Source organism: Thermococcus marinus (genome assembly GCF_055389025.1).
The window spans coordinates 818183-839082 of the sequence record NZ_AP042417.1 but is presented as its reverse complement, the minus strand read 5'-3'; the positions used below and the strand labels follow the sequence as shown (position 1 = coordinate 839082).

Below are 20900 nucleotides of genomic sequence, written 5' to 3'. Positions count from 1 at the left end.
TCACTCACCTCCGAGCTTTCCAAGGAGCTTCAGCTTCCTCCATGCGACGCTCTCCGGGAGGAAGTCGAGGAGCGTGTTCGGAGTGACGTAAAGCTCCCGATACCTCCTGAGGAACGGTTTGAGCTTGTCCACGAGCCTGTCACGCCGCTCCATCTTCGTCTTCCTCGCGTCCACTATTCCAAGGGCGGGCCGTCCCTGGAACCTCTCCGGAACCGAGCCCTCAACGAGGTCAAAGTTTACGATTACACCCTCCGGCAGAACGCGCGGGGTTCCGAAGTAGGTAACCACCCACAGCTCCTTCCTGCGGGAGAGGTCTTCTATAAGCCTCTTCGCGGTTTCTCTGGACACGGAATCGCTCTTCTCCCTCGTGGCCCTTGAGAGCTCGGCCGCCAGGACGGGCTCCTGGAGTTCAACGAGCCCGACCGGCAGCTCCTTTATGAGCTCGGCCAGGACTCCGGCGTAGGCCTCGGCCAGCTCGTCAAGGCTCTTGTAGGCCTCGTTTATGGAGTGGTACGCCAGGGTCACTGGGCCGGGCAAAACCGCCTTGAGGGTGGCCTCAGGGTAGACCTCCTCTTTTATTCCAAGCGCCGTGTTGAGCCACTCAGGAATCGGGTTCTCCCTCAGCGAGAGCTCGCCCCTAACCACCGGGGAGCGGTAGAAGAAGTTGTTCTCGTAGAACTTGAAGAGCCCGTTGACCTCAACGCCGTCTATGAACCCTATCAGCGGGTTGAATATGTCGTCCCAGCGGTAGAGGCCGTCGGTGATTACCTTTATGCCTGCATCCTTCAGCTTTACAAACGCACGCCTTGTGTGCTCCACGTAGGCCTCCTCAAGCTTCTCCTCGCTAAGCCTGCCTATTGAGTACTGCTCTATCTTCTTTGCCAGTGAAACAGGCCTCGGAAGGCTACCAATCAGAGCGGGGACTATCATTCCAACACCTCCTTGACCAGTTCTCTTGCCTCGCCCCAGAGCTCGACCCACTCATCGGCGGTCCTCGAAACCACAATCAGGTTGATTCCCCCTTTCACGTCGAGCGCCTTGACCTCCTCAAGGAGCCCCTCAAACGTGTCGTCTCCCGTTGGAATGCCCATTCTTTCGAGGAAGGGCTTCATATCCTGCCGCAGGGGGTAGACTAGGGAGACGACGACCGGAACGTCAGATTCGTAGACCCTTCTGACTTTTTCAAGCACCTCTGAGACCGCCCAGACGCTTTCCTTCCTCGCGACCACCTGGGTGAAGAAGACCTCCACACCCGCGATTAGCTTCCTGAGGAGCCTCCTCGCCTCGACCCTCGGCCGGTAGTGCGGGTTCATCGCCCCCGCGACTATCGGACGGCCCCCCACCGGAACGCGCTCCCCTGGGGGAAGCACACCGGCAAAGACTATCCTTGCAAGCCTGATCAGGTTGGCCGAGTCCAGGTCAAAGACCGGCCTGCTGGGCATTGAAAGGCCTGGCCAGTCGCCCGTCGTGAGCAGAACCGCCTCGAAGCCGAAGACATGGGCGGTCCTGAGCTCCGACGCCAGCGCCGACAGGTTCCTGTCCTTGGCTGTTATGTGAGGCATCACGCCGAGGCAGGGGGCAACGTCCTTCAGGCGGGTGCCGAAGGCCACCGGGTCGAAGTGCGGGTAGCCGAGCGGGTTGTCGGGCACGGTAAAGAGGTCGGCCTCCACCGCGGCGGCGAGCCTGCGTATGTCCCCCTCCGAGCGTACTGCCCTGACCGGGAACTCCACCGTGAGCACCTTGCCGCGGGTGACCTTCTCCCAGAGGGACGAGTCCGCGGGCCCTGGGTCGGAGTCAACCAGCCTCTCCAGCTGGGCCAGGAGGGGGTGCTCGTCAAAGAGCATCTCCTGCTCAAGCGGGGATAGGCGCTCGATTACGCCCTTCCAAGGGCAGGGTTCCCCGGTTGCTTCGCACCTCCCCTCAACAACTCCCCCGCAGGGGCCGTTGAGGAGCTTCTTTGGACAAGTGTACACCCTGAGCTCCATCACCTCCCCAACGCTCTGTCAATGTCTTCTATCAGCTCGTCGACATCTTCAATGCCGATTGATAGACGCACAAGGTCGTCTGTGATTCCGAGAAGCTCCCTCCGCTCCGGGGGCATTGTTTTGGCCGCGCTCATGACGGGGTAGGAAGCAATGCTTTCAACGCCCCCAAGTGAGGGGGACGGGAATATCTTTCTCAGGGAGCGGAGAAAGCCCACCGCACCCCCCTTTCCGCCCGCGTGCTTGAAAGAGACCACACCACCGTAGAGGGGCCTCTCAAAGAGCCTCCGCGCGGTTTCGTGGTGGGGGTCTTCCTTAAGGCCGGGATAGTGCACCTCCCGCACCCTGGGGTGCTCGCTCAGGAACTCGGCCACTGCAAGTGCGTTTCTGCTCAGCCTCTCAAAGCGGACTTCAAGGGTCTTCATACCCCTCACGACGAGCCACGCATCCAATGGCTGGATTATTGAGCCCAGCCTCCTGCGCCAGTGCCAGAGTCCGGAGACGTCAAGGCTCCCGAGGACTATCGCCCCTCCAAGGACGTCGTTGTGGCCGGCGATGTACTTCGTGAGGCTGTGGACGACCCCGTCGGCGCCTGCCTTGAGCGGGTGGAAGACTGTAGGCGAGAATGTGTTGTCAACGACGACCTTCGCCCCAACTTCCCGCGCCCTCTTTATGACTTCGGGGACGTCTATCACCTTCAGCGTAGGGTTTGTCACCGTTTCAAGGAGCACGAGAGACGTGTTCTCCCCAATCGCCTCGGCTATGGCCTCTGCACTCGGATAGGCAAGTTTGACCCGAACCCCGAACTTGCCGAGCTCCTCCGCAAGCTGAACCGTCGTGCCGTAGGCCTCCATCGGGACGACGACCTCGCTTCCCGCTGAAAGCTGGGACAGGTAGAGGCAGCTTATTGCCCCCATTCCGCTGTTGAAAGCCAGGGCATCGCGCCCGCCCTCAAGCAGGGAGACGCTCTTTTCGAGAACCCTGACGGTGGGGTTCTCTTCCCTGCTGTACTTCAGGTCAAAGCCCCTGTCTGAGAGCTCCGTTTCACCTGCCTGCCTGAACACCGCCGTAACGTAGACCGGCTCGTGGAGGGGTCTCATGCAATCACCGACACAGAATAAGGGGCCCAATTTATATATTTTTTGACATATTCTTAGACACTAAATATTCTTGATAGTTATACAACTTTGAAAAGTCACAGAAAAGACAAGTCAAGCTTTCTTTTCCCACTGGATTTTAACACACAAATGCCAAAATTAGAAATAATTTCTGCCAAAATTGCAATTTGGTGATGAAGGCATGAGAAGCAGAATCCGCCCCGGCTCAGACCCCGGATAAAATCTTCCTCGGATGGAAGTTCAGGCTCGCCCTGGCCTCCGGAATTTCCATTCCTATGTTTATTCCAAGGCTCATCAAGTCCCTCGGCCCGCGGACTTCCCATTTGCTCTCCGCCGAGCTGGTGATGAACCGGGGCACGCGGTACTTCCTGACGAGCTCCCAGGCCTTTGCCATGAAGCGAAGCATCAGCGCCCGCTCATACGGGCCAGCCCGCAAAAGCGGGGAGAGCGAAAACCCTATGGCAACGCCCCTTCTCCCGGCCATTCCCGCTAAAGTGTGGTCGAAGCCGTAGTCCCTCCTGCCGAGCCAGGGGCTTATAAGGGCATCTGCCTTGGCCTCTATTGCCATCCTGTTGACCCTCATGTCCCCGCCCTGAACGTAGAGCAGGGCCTTCAGGTTTCTGCTCTTGAACTCGCGCACGAGGCTCGGCTTTTTGGTGACCAACAGGACGGCCACCTTCCCGTAGGCCTTCCTCAGCTCCCGGAGCTCCTCCTTGAGCGAGTCCCAGTCGGGCTCGCGGTCGAGGACGAGCTTTTTGGTGAAGACCACCTCGTCAAACCACTCGCTGGCCAGCTCGTAGGCTTCCTCGCTTCTCACGTCCATCTCGATGAAGTAGTCCCTTGAAAACGAGACTTCCTCGCTCATTCCCCGTCCTCCAGCCACTCCCTGACTGACTTAACGACGGCCTCTTTCCTCATCGGAAAGGCCTTGACCTTTATCTTGACCTGAATCGTGTCGCCGCCCTCGTCTATCTCGGGCTCGCCGAGGTACGCCTTCTGCTTGTTGAAGCGGACGTAGAGCGTCCCCTCTTCGCCAACCTTCTCCTCAAGGTTCTCAAGGATGTAGCGCTTTGCTTCCTCGTCAAGGAGCTCCTTGAAGTGCCTGAGGAAAGCCCTCACAGCTTTGCTCCTCTTTATCTCGACGTTAACGACCTTAATCGGGTTCCCGAAAAAGCCCTCCGTCTCAAGGATGTCGAAGTGAATGTCCTCGTCGTCGATTTCCTCGGGAATGAACGTCCCTATCGCCTCAAGAACCTTGTCCTCATCTTCAGTTGCCTGGATGAACGTGGTAATCCTGACGTGGTGCGCCTTTATCTTCCCCATCGCTCTCACCGGGGAGAATTGGAACGGTCGCTTTAAAAGGTAACTCCCAAAAATTGTCAGGCACCAGTTACTAAGAAAGAGAGCCTTCTCAAGAAGTCTCTCTCGTCAGAGTTGGGGAGGTATTCTCGTAATCCCCAAGCCAAACGATCCCCTAAAGGAACTCGAAGAGCCGGTAAAGAAACTCCCCAACTTAACACTCACAGAGCTAAAGAGGGAGATAACAAGCTCAGACAAAGCCTTCGACAGAGTGGAATCAAGAGGACAAAGCTCGAAAGTTCGGAATAATGACAAATCCTGATAGGGACTCCTAAGAGAGGACATTCACATACCCTTTGCACTTAAATAAGTGCAACGTTATCTTCTTTTTCTCAGGGAAACTAGCAAGACAATTATAACAGCAAGAGTGATCAGAGTAAAGGGTGTTGAAGATCCATTACTACCCGAATTTCGGGATAGCACTGAAAGCATTTCCGGGGTTATGTCGCTGAATTTGCCATTTTTAAAGAAATATGCTCTGTTTTCATTAAATACCACCACCTCCCCACAGCAAAATGATAACTTGTACCCATGATTTTTAAGGGCACTTGGAAGGTCAATATCCTCTCCTGATGTGAGATCCACCATGTCAGTGGAATTAAAAAGAAAGACTGAATTTTCCCCAGAGGCCACAAGCATGCTTCCAGACTTAACTTTTAGCGCTGGGAATCCCTTTAGCTCCCCCGTATTGACCACTCTAATGTAGTCATTTCTAACTTTTAGGGAACTGAGGGGAACGAGTGAAAAATTCTCGAATTCAAATAGAGTGAGCAGAACGCGGGTTCCCCTGTTGGCAGGGCTTCTAGAAAGGATATAACTCCTATTGAGGGCCGTTACTGGATAGAGGGTTGCATAACCTCCAAATGTATGTATCTTAATGAAATCGGTACCGTTAAATAACCAGACAATAGAAACCGAATCATTACGCGGATCTCTGTCAAAAAGTACCGGTTTTCCGATCCACACCTTGGGAGGATACGGCCCTTCCCCCAGTTCTCTTTCTCCAAATTTCTGGTTGTAGAGTAGAACCAATGAAGAGTTCCCGATGGCAAATACCCAAACCCACCCTTCATCCGCGGATACGGTAATCAAGGTTTTGCTCCCATTAATTGCCAAGCCCACCAAATATATGCCCGTTTTGCTGAAGTTGTACTTATCGAGTAGCTTCCCGCTTTCATCGACCAGGTATGCAAGAGATCCTTCCACGAGCCAAGCGTTAAGTGCTGGAATCCATGTCGCCGGCCCGGAGACGTTCAATGGGATGAGATTTTCGCCCTTCAGGAGGTAGTTCTCAGAGATGAAATAACATTCTCCAGTATTAAGGTCGTCGTTGGAGCCCTGCATTATAAACGTCAGGAAGTACTCCCTCCCATTCCACTCAATTTCTAAATCGTTATCAGTACACAGACTTCCTCCAGTGAAAGTTTTAATAAGCTTGAGCCTGCCTTCGCGATACGTGTAAAGCTCGACAGTCCCTCGTTCCCCTCTCTGGAGAATCCAGTATTCGCCGTTCCAGTGTCGCACTTGATAGCGACTTAAGGTAAAGTTAAGCCGTTCGGCTTCGAAGGAGTGACCATTGTAAACTATACTGTAGAGCTCCTCAGAGGTCCCATTAAAGACCAAAAAAGCAATCCTGTCCTCAGTAGAATAGGCATCCAGAATTTTCAGGTCGTCACCCTTACCCAATGCTGGGATAGACCCGATGAGTAGGAATAGAAACAAAACAAGTAACTTTTTAGAATCTACCACTCTGGACATTGGTCCCTCACTTCATTAATATTACTTATGTTAGCATTGTAGTAGTATGCTCTTTGAGACCATATAAATCCAGTAGCTCTTCTTTGAGCTTCGAGGTAATCACATGCTTTATTTATTAATTCTGGATATAAGTTGATGTCTCCATCAACTTCCATTTCTATATATCCATTAGGAATACTCCATATCCAATTCAAGATCTCAACTAGTGCATCAATACCGTTCTTTAAATATGGATAATCACTGGGAGATCCTTTCAAAGTTCCATTGTAATATTCCTTCCATCTCTGATAATAATGAGGCTGAACAAAAACAAATGTAAAGTACTCTGCCAATAATTTTATGTTAGTGTTATCAAGATTCAGTTTATCATGAACATATGGTATCCAAATGAATTGTTGCCATTTGTTTTTAATATAATCGGAGATTTCTTGAATATCCTCTTCATAAACAATCCCATCACTAACCTGCCAGGGATATTCAAGATACCAATAGAACCCCACTTGGTAGCCACTCGTGTTATTGTATACTCCATCAACCCATCCTTTCCAATATTGGACTCCTCTAACTCCCCGGACCTTACTCTCGTCAATGAGAACCGGAATCACAACTAGATAATCAATTCCCCTCAATATTGAATCTACCCATCTTCCAAGGGATGCTCCATCTCGATATCCATCATTGTAAGAATATCCACTATACGGGATATTACCATAGAGCAAGTTCCCATTTTCATCTTTTGCAGAAGAGTGTAATGCTACTACATAGGTGAAGCCTCTATCTTCCAACTGAGATGGTGTCCCTGCAGAGGAAAACGCTTCATAACTACCATTTTGTGGCTTAAAATACCACAGTCCATATGTTACCATAATATCACCTCAATTTATAGTTCTTAATTGTGACTATTTAAACTTATTGGTTATTTACACTATTATTAGTACTAATAAAATTTTATCTTGTTACTCTGGTTAGTTTGGCCATAATATTACTTATGATAAAATCCCACAAATAGCACACCTCCCAAAGATGCCCAATACATTAATCAGCAATCGAAGATTGACAATAACAGAAAGAAGATGGAAAATCACTTGCCCTTACCCTTGTTGGCCCTCACGCTGGGCCTGACCTTTTCGGCACCCTTACCCTTGTTCCTCAGGCCGCGGCTCTTCCTGCCGGCGCTGGTGAGTCCGCGGAAGACCCTACCCTTGTGGGGCTTGAGGGCAATCCAGGCTATCTTCGGGTCGCTCTTTATGACCGGGTGGTGCGGGTCGACCATTATGACCTCAAACCACTTGTACATTCCGTCCTCGCCAACCCAGTAGGAGTTGAGAACCTCGAGGTTCGGGAACTTTCTCGCGGCCTTCTCCTCGGCTATCCACTGGAGGCTCTTCTTCGGCGAGTACTTGACCATACCCATCTTGCTCGGCTTCCTTCCGCCCTTCCAGCGGGGCCTCTTCCTTCCCCCTCTTCTAACCCTAACGCGAACGATGACGTAGCCCTGCTTGGCCTGGTAGCCGAGCGAACGGGCGCGGTCAAGCCTCGTCGGCCTCTCAACGCGAACGACAACGGGCTCTCTCCTCCACTTAACCATCCTCTTCTTGAGGAGCTCTCCCACGTAGCTCTTCTTGGGGCTCTTCCAGGCTTCCCTAATGTACTTGTACATTCCCATCTCTTTCACCTCTTCCCTGTTTGTGGTTCTCCGCAGAGCGGAACATCCCGCGGGCGAACCCGCCCAGTCGGTCGAGTTTCGAGGGTTAGTTTTTAAGGGTTGCGGATTAACTGGATATGATGGTCAGAGAAAAACTCAGACGCCTCGTCCCGTTCATTATCGTTTATATCTCCTGGTACGCCTACGCCCTGGTTTACCCGTACATAGGTCGCTGGAGCGTTGATATACTCCCGCACTTCCTCAAGCTCCCGCTGACGTCATACCACTTCGAGTACTCCCTCGTCAGCTGGACGGTCTCACACAGGGCATTCCACGCCTTCATGAGGGCGATTTACAGGGCGGGCTTTGCAGGCAGCTTCTGGTTGCTGGCGCTCTATTTTGTCCTCACCCAGCAGGAGAAAGCCAGACGGCTCGCCACCAGGTTCGCACTCGGCTTCGGGATACTGGCAATATCCTTCCTGATATTCCACGTCCACGCCCCCCATGTCGTCTACGTCCTCCCGGAACGCTACGCGCCCAACGACTGGACGGCAAGACCGGAGTTCGTCTTCCCGTCGCCCCACTGCACACTGGCGTTCATAGGCCTGTTTTCGGTTCTGGAGACAAAAAGAAAGGACGCAATACCCCTGGCAATCTTTCTTGCGCTCGTCCCACCCTCGACGGTTTTCCTTGGGGAGCACTGGGTATGGGACGCAGTGGCAGGCCTTCTCGTGGCACTTGCCGCGGTAGAGATTGAGAAAGATGGCAGAAAATTGTTTAAGGCCTGAAGAGAAATAACTAAAAGGTGGTCGTATGCGGATCGAGAAGTTCGCAAAAGTAATGAAAGAGAGAGACTTCGATGGGGCGCTTATAAGTCCCGGCTCGAACTTTTACTATCTGACTGGCATTAGAATCCACGAAGCAGGCGAGAGGCCGACCATTCTCGCAGTAAACCCGAAAGGGGACTTCCACATCCTCGCACCGAGCCTCTACGAGAACGTTATTGAGGACGTTCCTGTTACGTTCTGGCGCGACGGGGAGAACCCCTATGCAAAGCTCGCAACGATTATGCACGACCTGAGCCTGAGCGATGGAAAACTCCTGATTGAGAACACAATGCGCGCAGACTGGCTCATAGAAATCAGCAGAACTGTCAGAATGAGGCCTTATCCCCTCAGCATCGTTATGAAGGAACTGAGAATGCGAAAAGACGACGATGAAATCAGGCTCATGGAGAGGGCGGCAAAGGTCGTAGACGAGGTTTTCAACGAAATCCTGAGCTGGGATTTGGTTGGGATGACTGAGAGAGAGCTCGCCCTAAAGATAGAGCTCGCTATAAGGGAACGCTCGGACGGAATCTCCTTCGAGCCGATAGTCGCTTCCGGTGAGAACGGTGCCAATCCCCACCACGAGCCGGGGGACAGAAAACTACGGAAAGGAGACATGGTGGTGCTCGACTACGGTGCAAAATGGAAGGGCTACTGCTCGGACATAACGAGGACGATAGCCCTCGGACAGCCAGATGAAAAGCTCATCAAGATTTACGAGGTTGTCTGGGAGGCTCAGGAAAACGCGTTTCAGACCGTAAGGGAAGGAGTAAAGGCAAAGGAAGTTGACAGGGCCGCGCGGGACACGATAGCAAGGGCCGGCTACGGCAAATACTTCACCCACAGAACCGGGCACGGTCTTGGCCTGGACGTCCACGAGGAGCCGTACATCGGCCCCACCGAGGAGACAGTCCTCGAAAACGGCATGACTTTCACAATAGAGCCCGGCATCTACGTCCCCAGTCTCGGAGGTGTCAGGATAGAGGACGACGTTGTTGTATTGAGTGGTAGGGGAAAGAGGCTAACAAAGGCGGAGCGGGAGCTAATAGTGCTTTGAACCAGTGGCCAGGAAGCGGCCGAATGCACTACTCAACACATTCTCCATTTCTCAATGCACTTTTGTATCCATTGATACTTGTTTTCAGTCACAAAAATTTAAGAAGCGATAGCCCTCCCCGCCGGAGAGGTGAGAGCAATGGTGAGTCTCAGAGAGGTCGTCAGGAAAAAGATCATCGAGGGCAAAATCGGTCTTGAGGACGTCCCGATACTGCTCCTGTGCGGGCTGGGCTCGTGCATGGACAGGAAGAGATGAGGGATTTCTTTATTTTTTTATCCCTTAAAGCCTGAAAACGGCTGTTTTGGTATCGCATCAGTGCCTTTCTGCACCTACTTAAGAAGCCGTGAGCATGCTGTTTAACAGCCTCACGACGGCCATGGTGCCGAAAAACCTTTTATACTCCCCAAGATACACACTACGGGTGAAACGGCGTGCTCACGGCTTCTTATAGCCACGAAATCGCGATTCTAAACGAAATTTCGGGGGAAGCGGACTACATAGCCTACGATACAATTTTTCTGCGGGGCGTCGGGGTTTCCATTGAGGGGGCAAAGCTCCTTGACGTGTCAGGAGGGGAGGGCATAACCGCAGTTTACCGGGCCGGAAAGTGCTACGTCATCAGGAGAATAACAACCGGAAACGGCTACCATGAGGGGGTGCTCGTCTTCAACCCCACCCATTCCCCGGTTGAACTGGACGTAGCGTTCAGCTACTCCACGCCTTTTGAGGACATCCTTGAAGCTGACTGGGGGAGAGTCGAGAGGCACCCGCTCCAGGAGGGCAACACCCTAGTCTGGAAGGGGGCCGACGGCAGGGTGCGGCGGCTGAAGATAGAGGAGAAGAGCGGAAAGATAGCCGTCGCGCCGAGGAGCACCGAGACATGCTTCCTGCGGGCAACACCTTCGGTCGAGGGCGGCTACCCCATAGCCCCTCCGCTCCCGGCTGGTATAAAGCTCGACTTCCTCGTTCCAAGGGCAGAACCCTACATCGGGGGCATGGCGGCGAGAGACCTTGAGCGCCTCCTCGTGAGGGTGGACGGGAACCTCTTTCCGCTTGCCGGAATCCCGTACTTCGCCGCCATCTTCGGCAGGGACAGCCTGTGGACTTCGTTATTCCTCCTCGATGTATTCCCAGAGCTTGCGCGCGGCGTCCTCCTGACCCTGACCAGACTCCAGGGAAGGAAATGGGACGAGAGGAGCGAGGAGGAGCCCGGAAAGATACCCCACGAGTACAGGTTCGGGGAGCTGTGCCAGGCCGGCAGAATCCCGTTCTCCCCCTATTACGGGAGCGTTGACTCCACCCCCCTCTACGTAGCCCTGGCCGGCGAGTACCTGACAAGGACAGGGGACAGGGGGACAGTACGCACGCTCAGGGAGAGCCTGACCTCGGCGGTTGGCTGGATACTCCGCAGGCTTGGGGAGGGGGAAGGCTACATACGCTACGGGAGGGGCCTCCTTGAGAACCAGGGCTGGAAGGACTGGAAGGGGAGCATACCGGACGAGAGCGGGGAGCAGGCAGTCCACCCAATCGCGCTCGTGGAGGTGCAGGCCTACGCATACTGGGCGCTCAGGCTCGCGGGGGAGCTTGAGCTCACCGACCTTGATGGGGAGATGCTCCTGAAGACGGCCAGGGAGCTGAGGGAGAGGTTCAACAGGGACTTCTGGACGGGTGAATACTACGCACTCGCCATAGACGGGAGGGGCAGGGCCATAGGGGTCGCCTCCTCAAACATGGGACACGTCCTCATAACCGGGATAGCAGACCGCATAGACGAGACCGCGGAGAGGCTGTTCAGGCCGAACCTGTTTTCTGGCCTTGGGGTGCGGACGCTCGGCACGGAGGAGAGGGCCTACAACCCGATGAGCTACCACAACGGGAGCGTGTGGCCCCACGACAACGCCATTATATGCCTCGGCCTCCTCAGGGCAGGAAAGGTGGGGGAGGCCAAGGCGCTCGCCAGGGCGCAGGTGAAGGCCTTCCGGGCGCTCGGAAAGATACCCGAGCTTTTTGCAGGCTTCAGCGAACCGGTGCCAGTTCCGTACGCAAACTGCCCGCAGGCGTGGAGCGCCGCCGGTGCGCTCGCGATGCTGAGGGTACTGGGAGGTGGAAGAAAGGTAAAATTCAGAGAACAGCGGGTTCGAGCCTAAGTTCGGGCTGGTGGAAGTAGGGGCGAACTTCCGGAGAATCCCCAGGGAGAGCGCCCGCTTCTACGGCACAGTCGCGCGGGAGAAGAGGTTGAAGCTGAACCCCGTGGAAGAGCCCACCTTTTAGGCTCGGCCTCTGTTTTTGGATTTCTTCTGCTTCTTCTTTATACTTTACCTCAACATGCCCCGATGCAGCCCGCTCCGCCCAGCCAGGATTCCAAAAGATTTAAATATCAAAAACCCTACTCGCTCCGATGCCAATGAGGGGGGAGTGTCTTCTCCACCGCTGGTTGCAAAGCGCCTGATTTCCTGAAAGACTCCCCTATTCTGGAGTATCGCTCATGCTCTTTTGAAAAAATTCTGAGGAGGTATGGCCATGGCTGAGCTTAACTTCAAGGCCATTGAGGAGAAGTGGCAGAAGCGCTGGCTTGAGGAGAGGGTTTTCGAGCCCGACAGAAACGCGAAGCCCAAGGAGAAGAAATTCTACATAACGGTAGCGTTTCCCTACCTTTCGGGACACCTCCACGTCGGCCACGCGAGGACCTACACGATTCCCGACGTCATAGCGCGCTTCAAGAGGATGCAGGGCTACAACGTGCTGTTTCCAATGGCGTGGCACATCACGGGAGCTCCAATAGTGGGCATAGCAGAGCGCATAAAGAACCGCGACCCGAAGACCATACACATCTACCGCGACGTCTACAAGGTTCCCGAGGATATTCTCTGGAAGTTCGAGGACCCGAAGGAAATCGTCAAGTACTTCATGAAGGCCGCGAAGGAGACCTTCATCAGGGCAGGCTTCTCCGTTGACTGGACGCGCGAGTTCCACACCACCTCACTCTTCCCGCCCTTCAGCAAGTTCGTGGAGTGGCAGTTCTGGACGCTAAAGGACATGGGGCTGGTCGTTAAGGGTGCCCACCGCGTCCGCTGGGACCCCGTTGTTGGAACCCCCCTCGGCGACCACGACATAATGGAGGGTGAGGACGTCCAGATTCTCGAATACGTGATAATCAAGTTCATCCTGGAGGAGAACGGCGAGAAAATCTACCTCCCGGCCGCGACGCTCAGGCCCGAGACGGTTTACGGCGTAACCAACATGTGGCTGAATCCAAACGCCACGTACGTCAAGGCAAAGGTCAAGCGCGGCGATAAAGTTGAGACATGGATAATCAGCAAGGAGGCCGCTTACAAGCTCTCCTTCCAGGACAGGGAGATTGAGGTCATAGAGGAGTTCAAGGGCGAGAAGCTCATCGGCAAGTACGTTAAGAACCCAGTAACGGGCGACGAGGTCATTATCCTTCCTGCAGAGTTCATTGACCCGGACAACGCGACGGGAGTAGTCATGAGTGTTCCAGCGCATGCTCCCTTTGACCACATAGCCCTCGAAGACCTGAAGAAGGAAACCGAACTGCTCCTCAAGTTCGACATCGACCCGCGCGTCTTAGAGGACATCACTTACATCTCGCTGATAGAGCTTGAGGGCTACGGCGAGTTTCCAGCTGTTGAGGAGGCTGAGAAACTCGGCGTGAAGAGCCAGAGGGACAAGGAGAAGCTCGAAGAGGCCACAAAGAACATCTACAAGGCCGAGTACCACAAGGGAGTATTCAAGATTGAGCCCTACAAAGGCAAGCCCGTCCAGGAGGTCAAAGAGCTCATTGCAAAGGAGCTCCAGGAAAAGGGAATAGCGGAGATAATGTACGAGTTCGCGGAGAAGCCCGTCATCTCGCGCTTCGGCAACCAGGCCGTCATCAAGATAATCCACGACCAGTGGTTCATAGACTACGGGAACCCCGAGTGGAAGGAGAAGGCGAGGGAAGCGCTCGCCAGCATGACGATTTACCCTGAGAGCAGGCGCGCGCAGTTCGAGGCCGTTATAGACTGGCTCGACAAGAAGGCCTGTGCCAGAAAGGTCGGCCTCGGAACGCCCCTGCCCTGGGACCCGGAGTGGGTAATCGAGAGCCTGAGCGACTCGACAATCTACATGGCCTACTACACGATAAGCAGGCACATAAACAAGCTCCGCGAGGAGGGCAGACTCGATCCCGAGAAGCTCACGAGGGAGTTCTTCGACTACATCTTCCGCGAGGACTTCAGCGAGGAGAAGGAGAAGGAGCTTGCCGAGAAGACTGGAATTCCAGCCGAGATAATCCACGAGATGAAGGAGGAGTTCGAGTACTGGTACCCGCTCGATTGGCGCTGTTCAGCTAAAGACCTCATTCCGAACCACCTGACGTTCTTCATATTCAACCACACGGCCATATTCAAGAGGGAGCACTGGCCGAAGGGCATAGCTGTGAACGGCTTCGGAACGCTCGAGGGCCAGAAGATGAGCAAGAGCAAGGGCAACGTGCTGAACTTCATAGATGCCATAGAGGAGAATGGGGCAGATGTTGTGAGGCTCTACATAATGGGCCTTGCCGAGCACGACAGCGACTTCGACTGGCGCAGGAAGGAGGTCGGAAAGCTCCGCAGACAGGTCGAGCGCTTCTACGAGCTGATAAGCGAGTTCTCAAGCTATGAAGCCAAAGAGGGCGTCGAGCTCAAAGCCATTGACCGCTGGATGCTCCACCGCCTTAACAAGGCCATCGAGGGAACCACCAAGGCCCTTGAGGAGTTCAGGACGAGGACTGCCGTCCAGTGGGCGTTCTACACGGTTCTCAACGACCTGCGCTGGTACATGCGCAGAACCGAGGGCAGGGACGACGAGGCAAAGCGCTTCGTCCTTAGAAAACTCGCCGACGTCTGGGTCAGGCTGATGGCACCGTTCACACCGCACATCAGCGAGGAGCTCTGGGAGAAGCTTGGAGGAGAGGGCTTCGTGAGCCTGGCGAAGTGGCCAGAGCCAGTCCCCGAGTGGTGGGACGAGACTGTTGAAGCGGAGGAAGAGTTCGTCAAGGCCTTCATCGAGGACGTCAAGGAGATAATCCGCGTTGCGAAGATAGAGAACCCGAGCAGGGTTTACGTCTACACAGCCCCCGAGTGGAAGTGGAAGGTCGTTGAGGTCGTTGCCGAGAAGAGGGACTTCAAGTCGGCGATGGCGGAGCTCATGAAGGACCCGGAGATGAGGAAGCACGGCAAGGAGATAAGCAAGCTGATACAGAGGCTCATCAAGGAGAGGGCCTTCGAGGTCAAGAGAATAGACGAGGAAAAGGCGCTGAGGGAGGCCAAGGACTTCATAGAGAAGGAGCTCGGCGTCGAGCTGATAATCAACCCCGAGGAGGACAGGGGAGGAAAGAAGAAGCAGGCGATGCCGCTGAAGCCCGCTGTGTTTGTGGAGTGAGGGACTATTCTCTTTTCATTTTAAAAATTCAGTCCAGCTATCAATTCGTCCTCGACTTATAAGACCTTTTCTCCGAAAACGCCTTAAATAGAAGGCCTTTAACCATTTTTGGTGTTTTCCATGCCCGTTAGCGAAGAAACTTTCAAGAAAGGCGTCCTTTCAAAAATCCCACCCCGGAACGAGCCACCTTTACCACCCGACTGGCTTCACACGGAGATGCTCGAACGCCTCCGCGTCCTCAGGTTCGCTCCCATCAGGGAGGGAATGAACGTCCTCGAAGTTGGCTGCGGTGCCCACGCGCTAACCACAGTACCTCTGGCGTATTTGGTCGGAGAAACCGGGAGGGTAGTCACGATTGACCGCTCCCGCTGGAGCTTCTTCGAGGAGATAACAGCTTCAGCAGGCTTAAAGCACAGGATAATCCCGCTCAAGGTTGATGCAAGGGAGCTTCCGTTCCCGTTCAGAGCCTTCGACTTGGCGGTTCTCGTCCATGGGGTCAGGAGCTTAAAGAGTGAAGAAACCATGGTGAAGGTCATCTCGGAGATGCTCCGAGTCTCGGAGCTAGTATTTATCGCGGAGAGCCTCCCTGTGGCGAACAACGAGCGACAGAGGGCGCACCTCGAACTCTACAACCTGCGCGAGGAAATCTTTGAGGCGCTGTTCGGCGAGAAGGACGACCTCCACTACCCGACGCTTGAAAAGCTCATCGAACTCGTTGAGCAGGCTGGAGGGAGAGTAATCAAGAGCGGGACCTTCGAGCCTAAGTTGCCTCACTACCTCGCATATATTCCTCGCGAGTACGTAGAGAGGGTAGAAGACGAGGAAAAGCGCGCCGAGCTTTTGAGAAGGTGGGAAAAAGCCTATGGAAAGTGGAAGGCCGGAGCAGATCACCCGCCGGTTGGATGGCTGATTGCAAAGCGCTGAAAAGAGAAAACCAGAAACATCAGGCCGAGAGGTTGCCGTCCCGCCCCCACAGGGATAGCTCGAAAAGACTTCCAAGTAGGCCGAGAAGAATAGCCGGTAGCAGGAGGAAGAGCAGCACTATCATAAACCCGTCGCCATCGGTGGGGCCCGATGCAGGCGCTTCAATGAAGGAAGCCACGAACCTTATCAGTACCAGCAGGGCAGCGAGAACGACTGGAACCGCAATTAGAGAAGTCTTTGCGAGTTCTCTCGGCTTAACGCCGAGCCTAAAGGCAACGAATGCAACAAACAGTGAGCCCAGCAGGAGTCCTGTTAAGTAGAGTGCAAGCGGAAGGAGCCCCCTAGCATCAATCCCGAGGAGGAAGCCTGCCAAAAACGACAGGAGCACTATCAAAAAGGACAATTCAGTAACTTTTAAGACGTCGCGCATATTCCCCACCAAGCGAAGTATGAATGTCCACCTATTTAAAAGTATCTACGGACTGTTCTCGACAACGACCTCGACCCGGGCGCGGGCGATGACTACGAGCAGTACCGCAAGGAAGACAACCTTGAGGGCCTTTGAAAACCATCGAGGATAGGGCTTCAGCGTGCCCGAGTTAGAAACGAGCGTATCACCGCGGTCAAAGACCTCAGCATCTGGGGGAAGTCCGAGGAGCGCGAGGGTAACGATGAAGTCCCCTGCCATTCCCACGGTGTTGAAGATGTAAACGAGGGCCCAGAAGTCGGAGCGGAGTAGCCACGCGAGGGCGAGCAATATGAGAGATAAGGAAAGCGGCGCAAGGGTAACTGCAATAGAGCGTCTCGCAGTTAGAGGTGTTTCAACCACGGTGTAGGGCGCGACGATGAGCTTTCCAAAGGTCGTGACGCCGAACCTCACCCTCGCACTGAAGAGCCTGGCAACGAGCGCGTGAAGGCCCTCGTGGAAAGGTATTACGACGACCCAGGGAAGGACGAGGTAGTAGACAAAATCCCAGAGCGAGCCTACCGAAACTTCAACCCATGGAACCGTAAAGGCAGAACCTATGAGGAGCAGAAGAGAGAAGGTAAGGAAGTCAGAGGAATAATCGGAGAGCCGGAACTCTCCCATTAGAACTCCCTCTCGACGAGGAACTCGGCGAGGAGTTCAAGGTCTTTCCTCGCCTCGCTCTCGGGGAGGACTTTCAGGGCCTCGTTGGCCTCCCTCACGAGGTTCTTTGCGTAGTTGGCCGCGTAGTCTATGCTGCCGTACTTCCTGAGGAGTTCGATGGCCCTCTCGACTTCCTCCTTGACTTTCTCGTCGTGAATGAGAGCGTCACCCTTAGCATCGCCCGCGTACTTGCCGAAGACCTTTAGGAACTCGGCCTTGTCCTCCTCGCTCGCGTGCTGGAAGAAGTGGCTGACTATGAGCGTCTTCTTGCCCTTCCTTATGTCGCTCCCGACGGGCTTTCCAAGCTTCTCCTCGTCGGCTATCAAATCGAGCACGTCGTCCCATATCTGGAAGGCAATCCCAACGTTCCTTCCCCACTTCGAGAGAGCCTGAATGTACTCCTCATTGTCAGTCCCGACTATTGCACCTATCGTTGCCGAGCCGTCGAAGAGGGCGCCCGTCTTCCCGCTGATCATCTTGAGGTATTCCTCAACGGTGACTTCTTCCCTCGTCTCGAACTCTATGTCAAGGGCCTGTCCCTCGCAGAGCTCGTTGGAGGTCTTCACGAGGACATCTAGGATTCTCGCCTTCTTCTCTGGGCTTACTTCTGCCCTGGCTACCGCCTCGAAGGCCTTACTGAAGAGCAGGTCGCCGGCCAGAATTGCCATGTTGACGCCCCATAGCTTGTGGACGGTGGGCCTTCCGCGCCTGAGCTCGTCCATGTCCATGATGTCGTCGTGAACCAGCGAATAGTTGTGGATGAACTCGACCGCGGCAGCCGGATAGAGGGCTTTCTCTGGGTCGCCGCCGACGGCCTCGGCCGCGCGGAGAACAACAAAAGGCCTGACGCGCTTTCCGCCGGCGAGAGGGTAGTGCCTCGCCGCCTCGTAGAGCGTCTTCGGCTCCTTCTCAGGGATAAGTTCAAAGATAACGGCATCAACGTCCTTGGCCTTGGCTTTAACCCGTGCAAACAGCTCATCGTACTTGCCCATCTTATCACCCCGTGAGCGATGAAAGCAACCAAAGGGAAAAAGTGGTAAGTCTTTATCAGCTTTGCCCTCACGGAATCTCGACGACGTAGCCGTTCCTCGAAACGAAGACGTCCTTTCCAATCATGTAGCCCTCTTCTTCTGCGAGCTCCGCGTAGTGGGTGAGCATCCTGAACTCGCCGTGGGCGGGGACGATGTTTTCCGGGTTGAGGAGCCTTATGAGGTAGCGGTGGTCTTCCCTGCTGGCGTGACCGGACACGTGGAGGTCCTTAATCATTCTCACACCGCGCATCTTGAGCTTCGTTTCGAGCTTGTAGCGCTGGGCGTAGTTGAGCGGGTTCGGTATCGTTCCAGCGGAGAACACTACCGTGTCGTCCTTGCCGATGTCGTAGAGCTCGCCGTCCGCCATTCTGGTTAGAACAGCCCCTGGCTCACCCTGATGGCCCGTAACGATGAGCAGGTAGTTCTCCCTTGCCTGGGAAACCTCCTTGAGGACTTTTCTGACGGCGTTGGGGCTCCTAACTGCCCTTGCCCCTTTCATCTTTATGAGTCCAAGCTGTTTGGCTATGCCAGTGTACTTCGCCAGGGAGCGACCGACCAAAACGGCCTGCCTGCCCATCTTATTGGCTATCCATATCAGCTCCTGGAGGCGGAAGATGTGGCTCGCGAAGGTGGTTGCTATCAATCCCTTCTCGTCCATGCCCTCGTAGAGGAAGAAGTCCTCGAGGAGCATTTGAGCCACTGCCTCGCTTGGTGTTTTTGTTGGCTCGGAGACGCGCGTTGATTCCGCGATGAGAACCTTAACGCCCTCTTTTCCAAGTTCCCTGAGCCTCTTGTAGTCGGGCCTTTCACCGAGCGGGTTGTTGTTGTCGAACTTGAAGTCGCCGGTGTGGATGACAACACCCTCCGGGGTGTGGATTGCCACCATAGAAGCCTGGGGAATAGAGTGAGTGATGCGTATGAACTCGATGGCGAGGTTTTCGCTAACCTGGACGATTTCGCCGAACTGGGTCTCGTACATCGGGTTCTTGACCTCAAAGTACTCCTCGCTCTTGACTTCACCCTTGGCGAGCCTAATAGTGTAGGGAGTCCCGTAAATGGGTGTATCGGGATAGTGGGGGGCCAGCTTCGCTATAGCCCCAATGTGGTCGAGGTGGCCGTGGGTGAGGGTAATCGCAACGACCTTCCGGTTGCCCTTATTCTTCCAGAGAATCCTGTCGTCGGGAATCGCGCCGAGCCTCTGAAGCTCCTTGTCGGAGAACTTCTGGATGCTCGTGTCCTCGTGAATCATTACCCTGTCGAGCATTATACCCATATCTATTATCACAACTTCCTCACGCTTGCCGTCGGAGTAGGCAACGGCGGTCATGTTCTTACCGACTTCTTCGTAACCGCTGATTGTGTAGACCTTTATCATCTCAATCAACCTCCCGCCCCGGGCCCCTCCTGAGGCGCGGGGCTGCGTTGGGCATTACTCTGAACGAGGGTTTAAAAAGGTGTGCATTTGCTTAGAGAAAAAGAAACATAGAAAGGTGGCAAAGAAACGGCCGAGAATGTCACCTCCTCCTGAGGTATGCTGGCAGGTCAATCCTCTGCTCAAGCCACTCCCTCGTGAAGCCCGTTATAACGAGCGGGACCCTTCTCAGCTCCTCGACGTTTCTTGCCCCAACGAGGAACATGGCGTTCCTTATCTCCTCGATGTAGCGCCTCAGGACTTTTATCACGCCCTCGACGTCGCCCTTGACGGCGGGCTTGAGGAGCGGCAGGGCTACGCCCGCGAAGGTAGCGCCCATTGCAAGGGCCTTGGCCATTGTTATCCCGTCGCGCATTCCGCCAGTGGCTATAATCGGCAGGTCGGTGGCGTAGCGAACCTCTGCGACGCTTATCGCGGTCTTTATGCCCCAGTCCCAAAACTTGAGCGCGAGGTTTCGTCCCATTTCGTCCTTTGCGCGATAGTACTCGACGGCGCTCCAGCTCGTCCCGCCGAGACCGCCGACGTCTATTGCATCAATCCCAATGCTCTCAAGCCTCACAGCGACTTCTTTGGAAACCCCCGCACCGGTCTCCTTCGCTATTAGCGGGTAGGGGAACTCGGCCTTGAGCTCTGCCAGAGCTTTTAAAACGCCCCGGTACTGGGTGTCACCCTCGGGCTGGACGCTCTCCTGGAGCGGGTTGAGGTGTATGGCAAGGGCATCGGCCTGAATCGTCTCGACGGCCTTCAGCGCCTCCTCAATGCCATAGCGGTCGGGCATTGTCTCGGCGAACTGAGGTGCACCGAGGTTGCCGACGAGAAAGACGTCCGGGGCAACATCGCGAACGTAGTAGCTCTCCCAGGTCTCCGGGTTCCTTATCATGGCCCTCTGGCTGCCGACACCCATCGGGATGTTCAGCTCCTGGGCAGCCTTAGCAAGGGTCTTGTTTATCTTTCCGGCCAGCTGTGAACCCCTCGTCCCACCGGTCATTCCGGCTATGAAAATCGGGTAATCAAACTTCCGACCAAGGAACTCGACGCTCATGTCAATTTCGCCCTTGTCTATCTCGGGAAGGCTCATGTGGACGAGGTGCACGTCCTCAAAACCGTTTGAAACGTGGGCCTGAACGTTCCTCTTCAGGCAGTGTTCGATGTGCTCAAACTTTCGAATGATGGTGAGCTCCTCCTTGTCAAAAACCTTCATTAAGACCACCGGG

The 20900-nt window shown here is 54.7% G+C and carries 18 protein-coding genes; 5 read left to right on the top strand and 13 right to left on the bottom strand.

Going from position 1 to position 20900, the window contains the following annotated elements; translation table 11 throughout:
• The 8 genes from ACZ5ER_RS04560 to ACZ5ER_RS04525 form a co-directional block, all read right to left on the bottom strand.
• Nucleotides 1-930 (bottom strand): uroporphyrinogen decarboxylase/cobalamine-independent methonine synthase family protein, encoded by a 930-nt coding sequence (locus ACZ5ER_RS04560; RefSeq protein ID WP_050002815.1) that lies wholly within the window; start codon nucleotides 928-930, stop codon nucleotides 1-3.
• Entirely contained in the window at nucleotides 927-1985 is a 1059-nt protein-coding gene (locus ACZ5ER_RS04555) for a methylenetetrahydrofolate reductase C-terminal domain-containing protein (protein WP_464934890.1), read from the bottom strand. The genes ACZ5ER_RS04560 and ACZ5ER_RS04555 overlap by 4 nt, the downstream gene beginning before the upstream one ends.
• Nucleotides 1985-3082 carry a cystathionine gamma-synthase family protein gene (locus ACZ5ER_RS04550; RefSeq protein ID WP_050002813.1) on the bottom strand — a complete coding sequence of 366 codons (1098 nt, stop codon included), beginning with the start codon at nucleotides 3080-3082 and terminating at the stop codon, nucleotides 1985-1987. The genes ACZ5ER_RS04555 and ACZ5ER_RS04550 overlap by 1 nt, the downstream gene beginning before the upstream one ends.
• Before the next feature lie 223 nt (nucleotides 3083-3305).
• A complete protein-coding gene (locus tag ACZ5ER_RS04545) occupies nucleotides 3306-3965 on the bottom strand; it encodes a Ribonuclease P protein component 3 (RefSeq protein WP_050002812.1) in 660 nt (219 codons plus the stop codon).
• Nucleotides 3962-4423: an RNA-binding protein gene (locus ACZ5ER_RS04540; RefSeq protein WP_464935100.1), complete on the bottom strand. Its 462-nt coding sequence runs from the start codon at nucleotides 4421-4423 to the stop codon at nucleotides 3962-3964. Before ACZ5ER_RS04540 ends, ACZ5ER_RS04545 begins: the two co-directional genes overlap by 4 nt.
• A 354-nt stretch (nucleotides 4424-4777) precedes the next feature.
• A complete protein-coding gene (locus tag ACZ5ER_RS04535; protein WP_464934889.1) occupies nucleotides 4778-6217 on the bottom strand; it encodes a hypothetical protein in 1440 nt (479 codons plus the stop codon).
• Nucleotides 6202-7083 (bottom strand): hypothetical protein, encoded by an 882-nt coding sequence (locus ACZ5ER_RS04530; protein WP_464934888.1) that lies wholly within the window; start codon nucleotides 7081-7083, stop codon nucleotides 6202-6204. The genes ACZ5ER_RS04535 and ACZ5ER_RS04530 overlap by 16 nt, the downstream gene beginning before the upstream one ends.
• A gap of 215 nt (nucleotides 7084-7298) precedes the next feature.
• Nucleotides 7299-7883 (bottom strand): 50S ribosomal protein L15e, encoded by a 585-nt coding sequence (locus ACZ5ER_RS04525; protein WP_050002808.1) that lies wholly within the window; start codon nucleotides 7881-7883, stop codon nucleotides 7299-7301.
• 119 nt (nucleotides 7884-8002) lie between these two features.
• Between ACZ5ER_RS04525 and ACZ5ER_RS04520 the strand changes: the two genes are divergently transcribed.
• From ACZ5ER_RS04520 to ACZ5ER_RS04500, 5 genes are all read left to right on the top strand, one after another.
• Complete coding sequence (locus tag ACZ5ER_RS04520) at nucleotides 8003-8650, top strand: phosphatase PAP2 family protein (protein ID WP_464934887.1); 648 nt, start codon at nucleotides 8003-8005, stop codon at nucleotides 8648-8650.
• A gap of 25 nt (nucleotides 8651-8675) precedes the next feature.
• Nucleotides 8676-9746 carry a M24 family metallopeptidase gene (locus ACZ5ER_RS04515; protein ID WP_050002806.1) on the top strand — a complete coding sequence of 357 codons (1071 nt, stop codon included), beginning with the start codon at nucleotides 8676-8678 and terminating at the stop codon, nucleotides 9744-9746.
• A 431-nt stretch (nucleotides 9747-10177) separates the two neighbouring features.
• A complete protein-coding gene (locus tag ACZ5ER_RS04510; RefSeq protein WP_464934886.1) occupies nucleotides 10178-11893 on the top strand; it encodes an MGH1-like glycoside hydrolase domain-containing protein in 1716 nt (571 codons plus the stop codon).
• A gap of 373 nt (nucleotides 11894-12266) precedes the next feature.
• Entirely contained in the window at nucleotides 12267-15170 is a 2904-nt protein-coding gene (gene leuS / locus ACZ5ER_RS04505) for a leucine--tRNA ligase (RefSeq protein WP_464934885.1), read from the top strand.
• 120 nt (nucleotides 15171-15290) lie between these two features.
• Nucleotides 15291-16094 (top strand): class I SAM-dependent methyltransferase, encoded by an 804-nt coding sequence (locus ACZ5ER_RS04500; RefSeq protein WP_464934884.1) that lies wholly within the window; start codon nucleotides 15291-15293, stop codon nucleotides 16092-16094.
• A 19-nt stretch (nucleotides 16095-16113) separates the two neighbouring features.
• Here the strand turns inward: ACZ5ER_RS04500 and ACZ5ER_RS04495 are convergent, their stop codons facing one another.
• The 5 genes from ACZ5ER_RS04495 to fni all read right to left on the bottom strand — a co-directional run bounded on the left by ACZ5ER_RS04495 (nucleotide 16114) and on the right by fni (nucleotide 20887).
• Nucleotides 16114-16533: a hypothetical protein gene (locus tag ACZ5ER_RS04495; RefSeq protein ID WP_464934882.1), complete on the bottom strand. Its 420-nt coding sequence runs from the start codon at nucleotides 16531-16533 to the stop codon at nucleotides 16114-16116.
• A gap of 36 nt (nucleotides 16534-16569) precedes the next feature.
• Nucleotides 16570-17184: a DUF3267 domain-containing protein gene (locus ACZ5ER_RS04490; RefSeq protein ID WP_464934881.1), complete on the bottom strand. Its 615-nt coding sequence runs from the start codon at nucleotides 17182-17184 to the stop codon at nucleotides 16570-16572.
• Nucleotides 17184-18215, bottom strand: coding sequence for a polyprenyl synthetase family protein (locus ACZ5ER_RS04485; RefSeq protein ID WP_464934880.1), 1032 nt, complete (start codon nucleotides 18213-18215; stop codon nucleotides 17184-17186). The genes ACZ5ER_RS04490 and ACZ5ER_RS04485 overlap by 1 nt, the downstream gene beginning before the upstream one ends.
• Nucleotides 18216-18282: 67 nt before the next feature.
• Nucleotides 18283-19629, bottom strand: a complete 1347-nt coding sequence (locus ACZ5ER_RS04480; protein ID WP_050002799.1) for an RNase J family beta-CASP ribonuclease — start codon at nucleotides 19627-19629, stop codon at nucleotides 18283-18285.
• Nucleotides 19630-19768: 139 nt separating this feature from the next.
• Nucleotides 19769-20887, bottom strand: coding sequence for a type 2 isopentenyl-diphosphate Delta-isomerase (gene fni, locus ACZ5ER_RS04475; protein WP_050002798.1), 1119 nt, complete (start codon nucleotides 20885-20887; stop codon nucleotides 19769-19771).
• Nucleotides 20888-20900 lie beyond the last annotated feature (13 nt).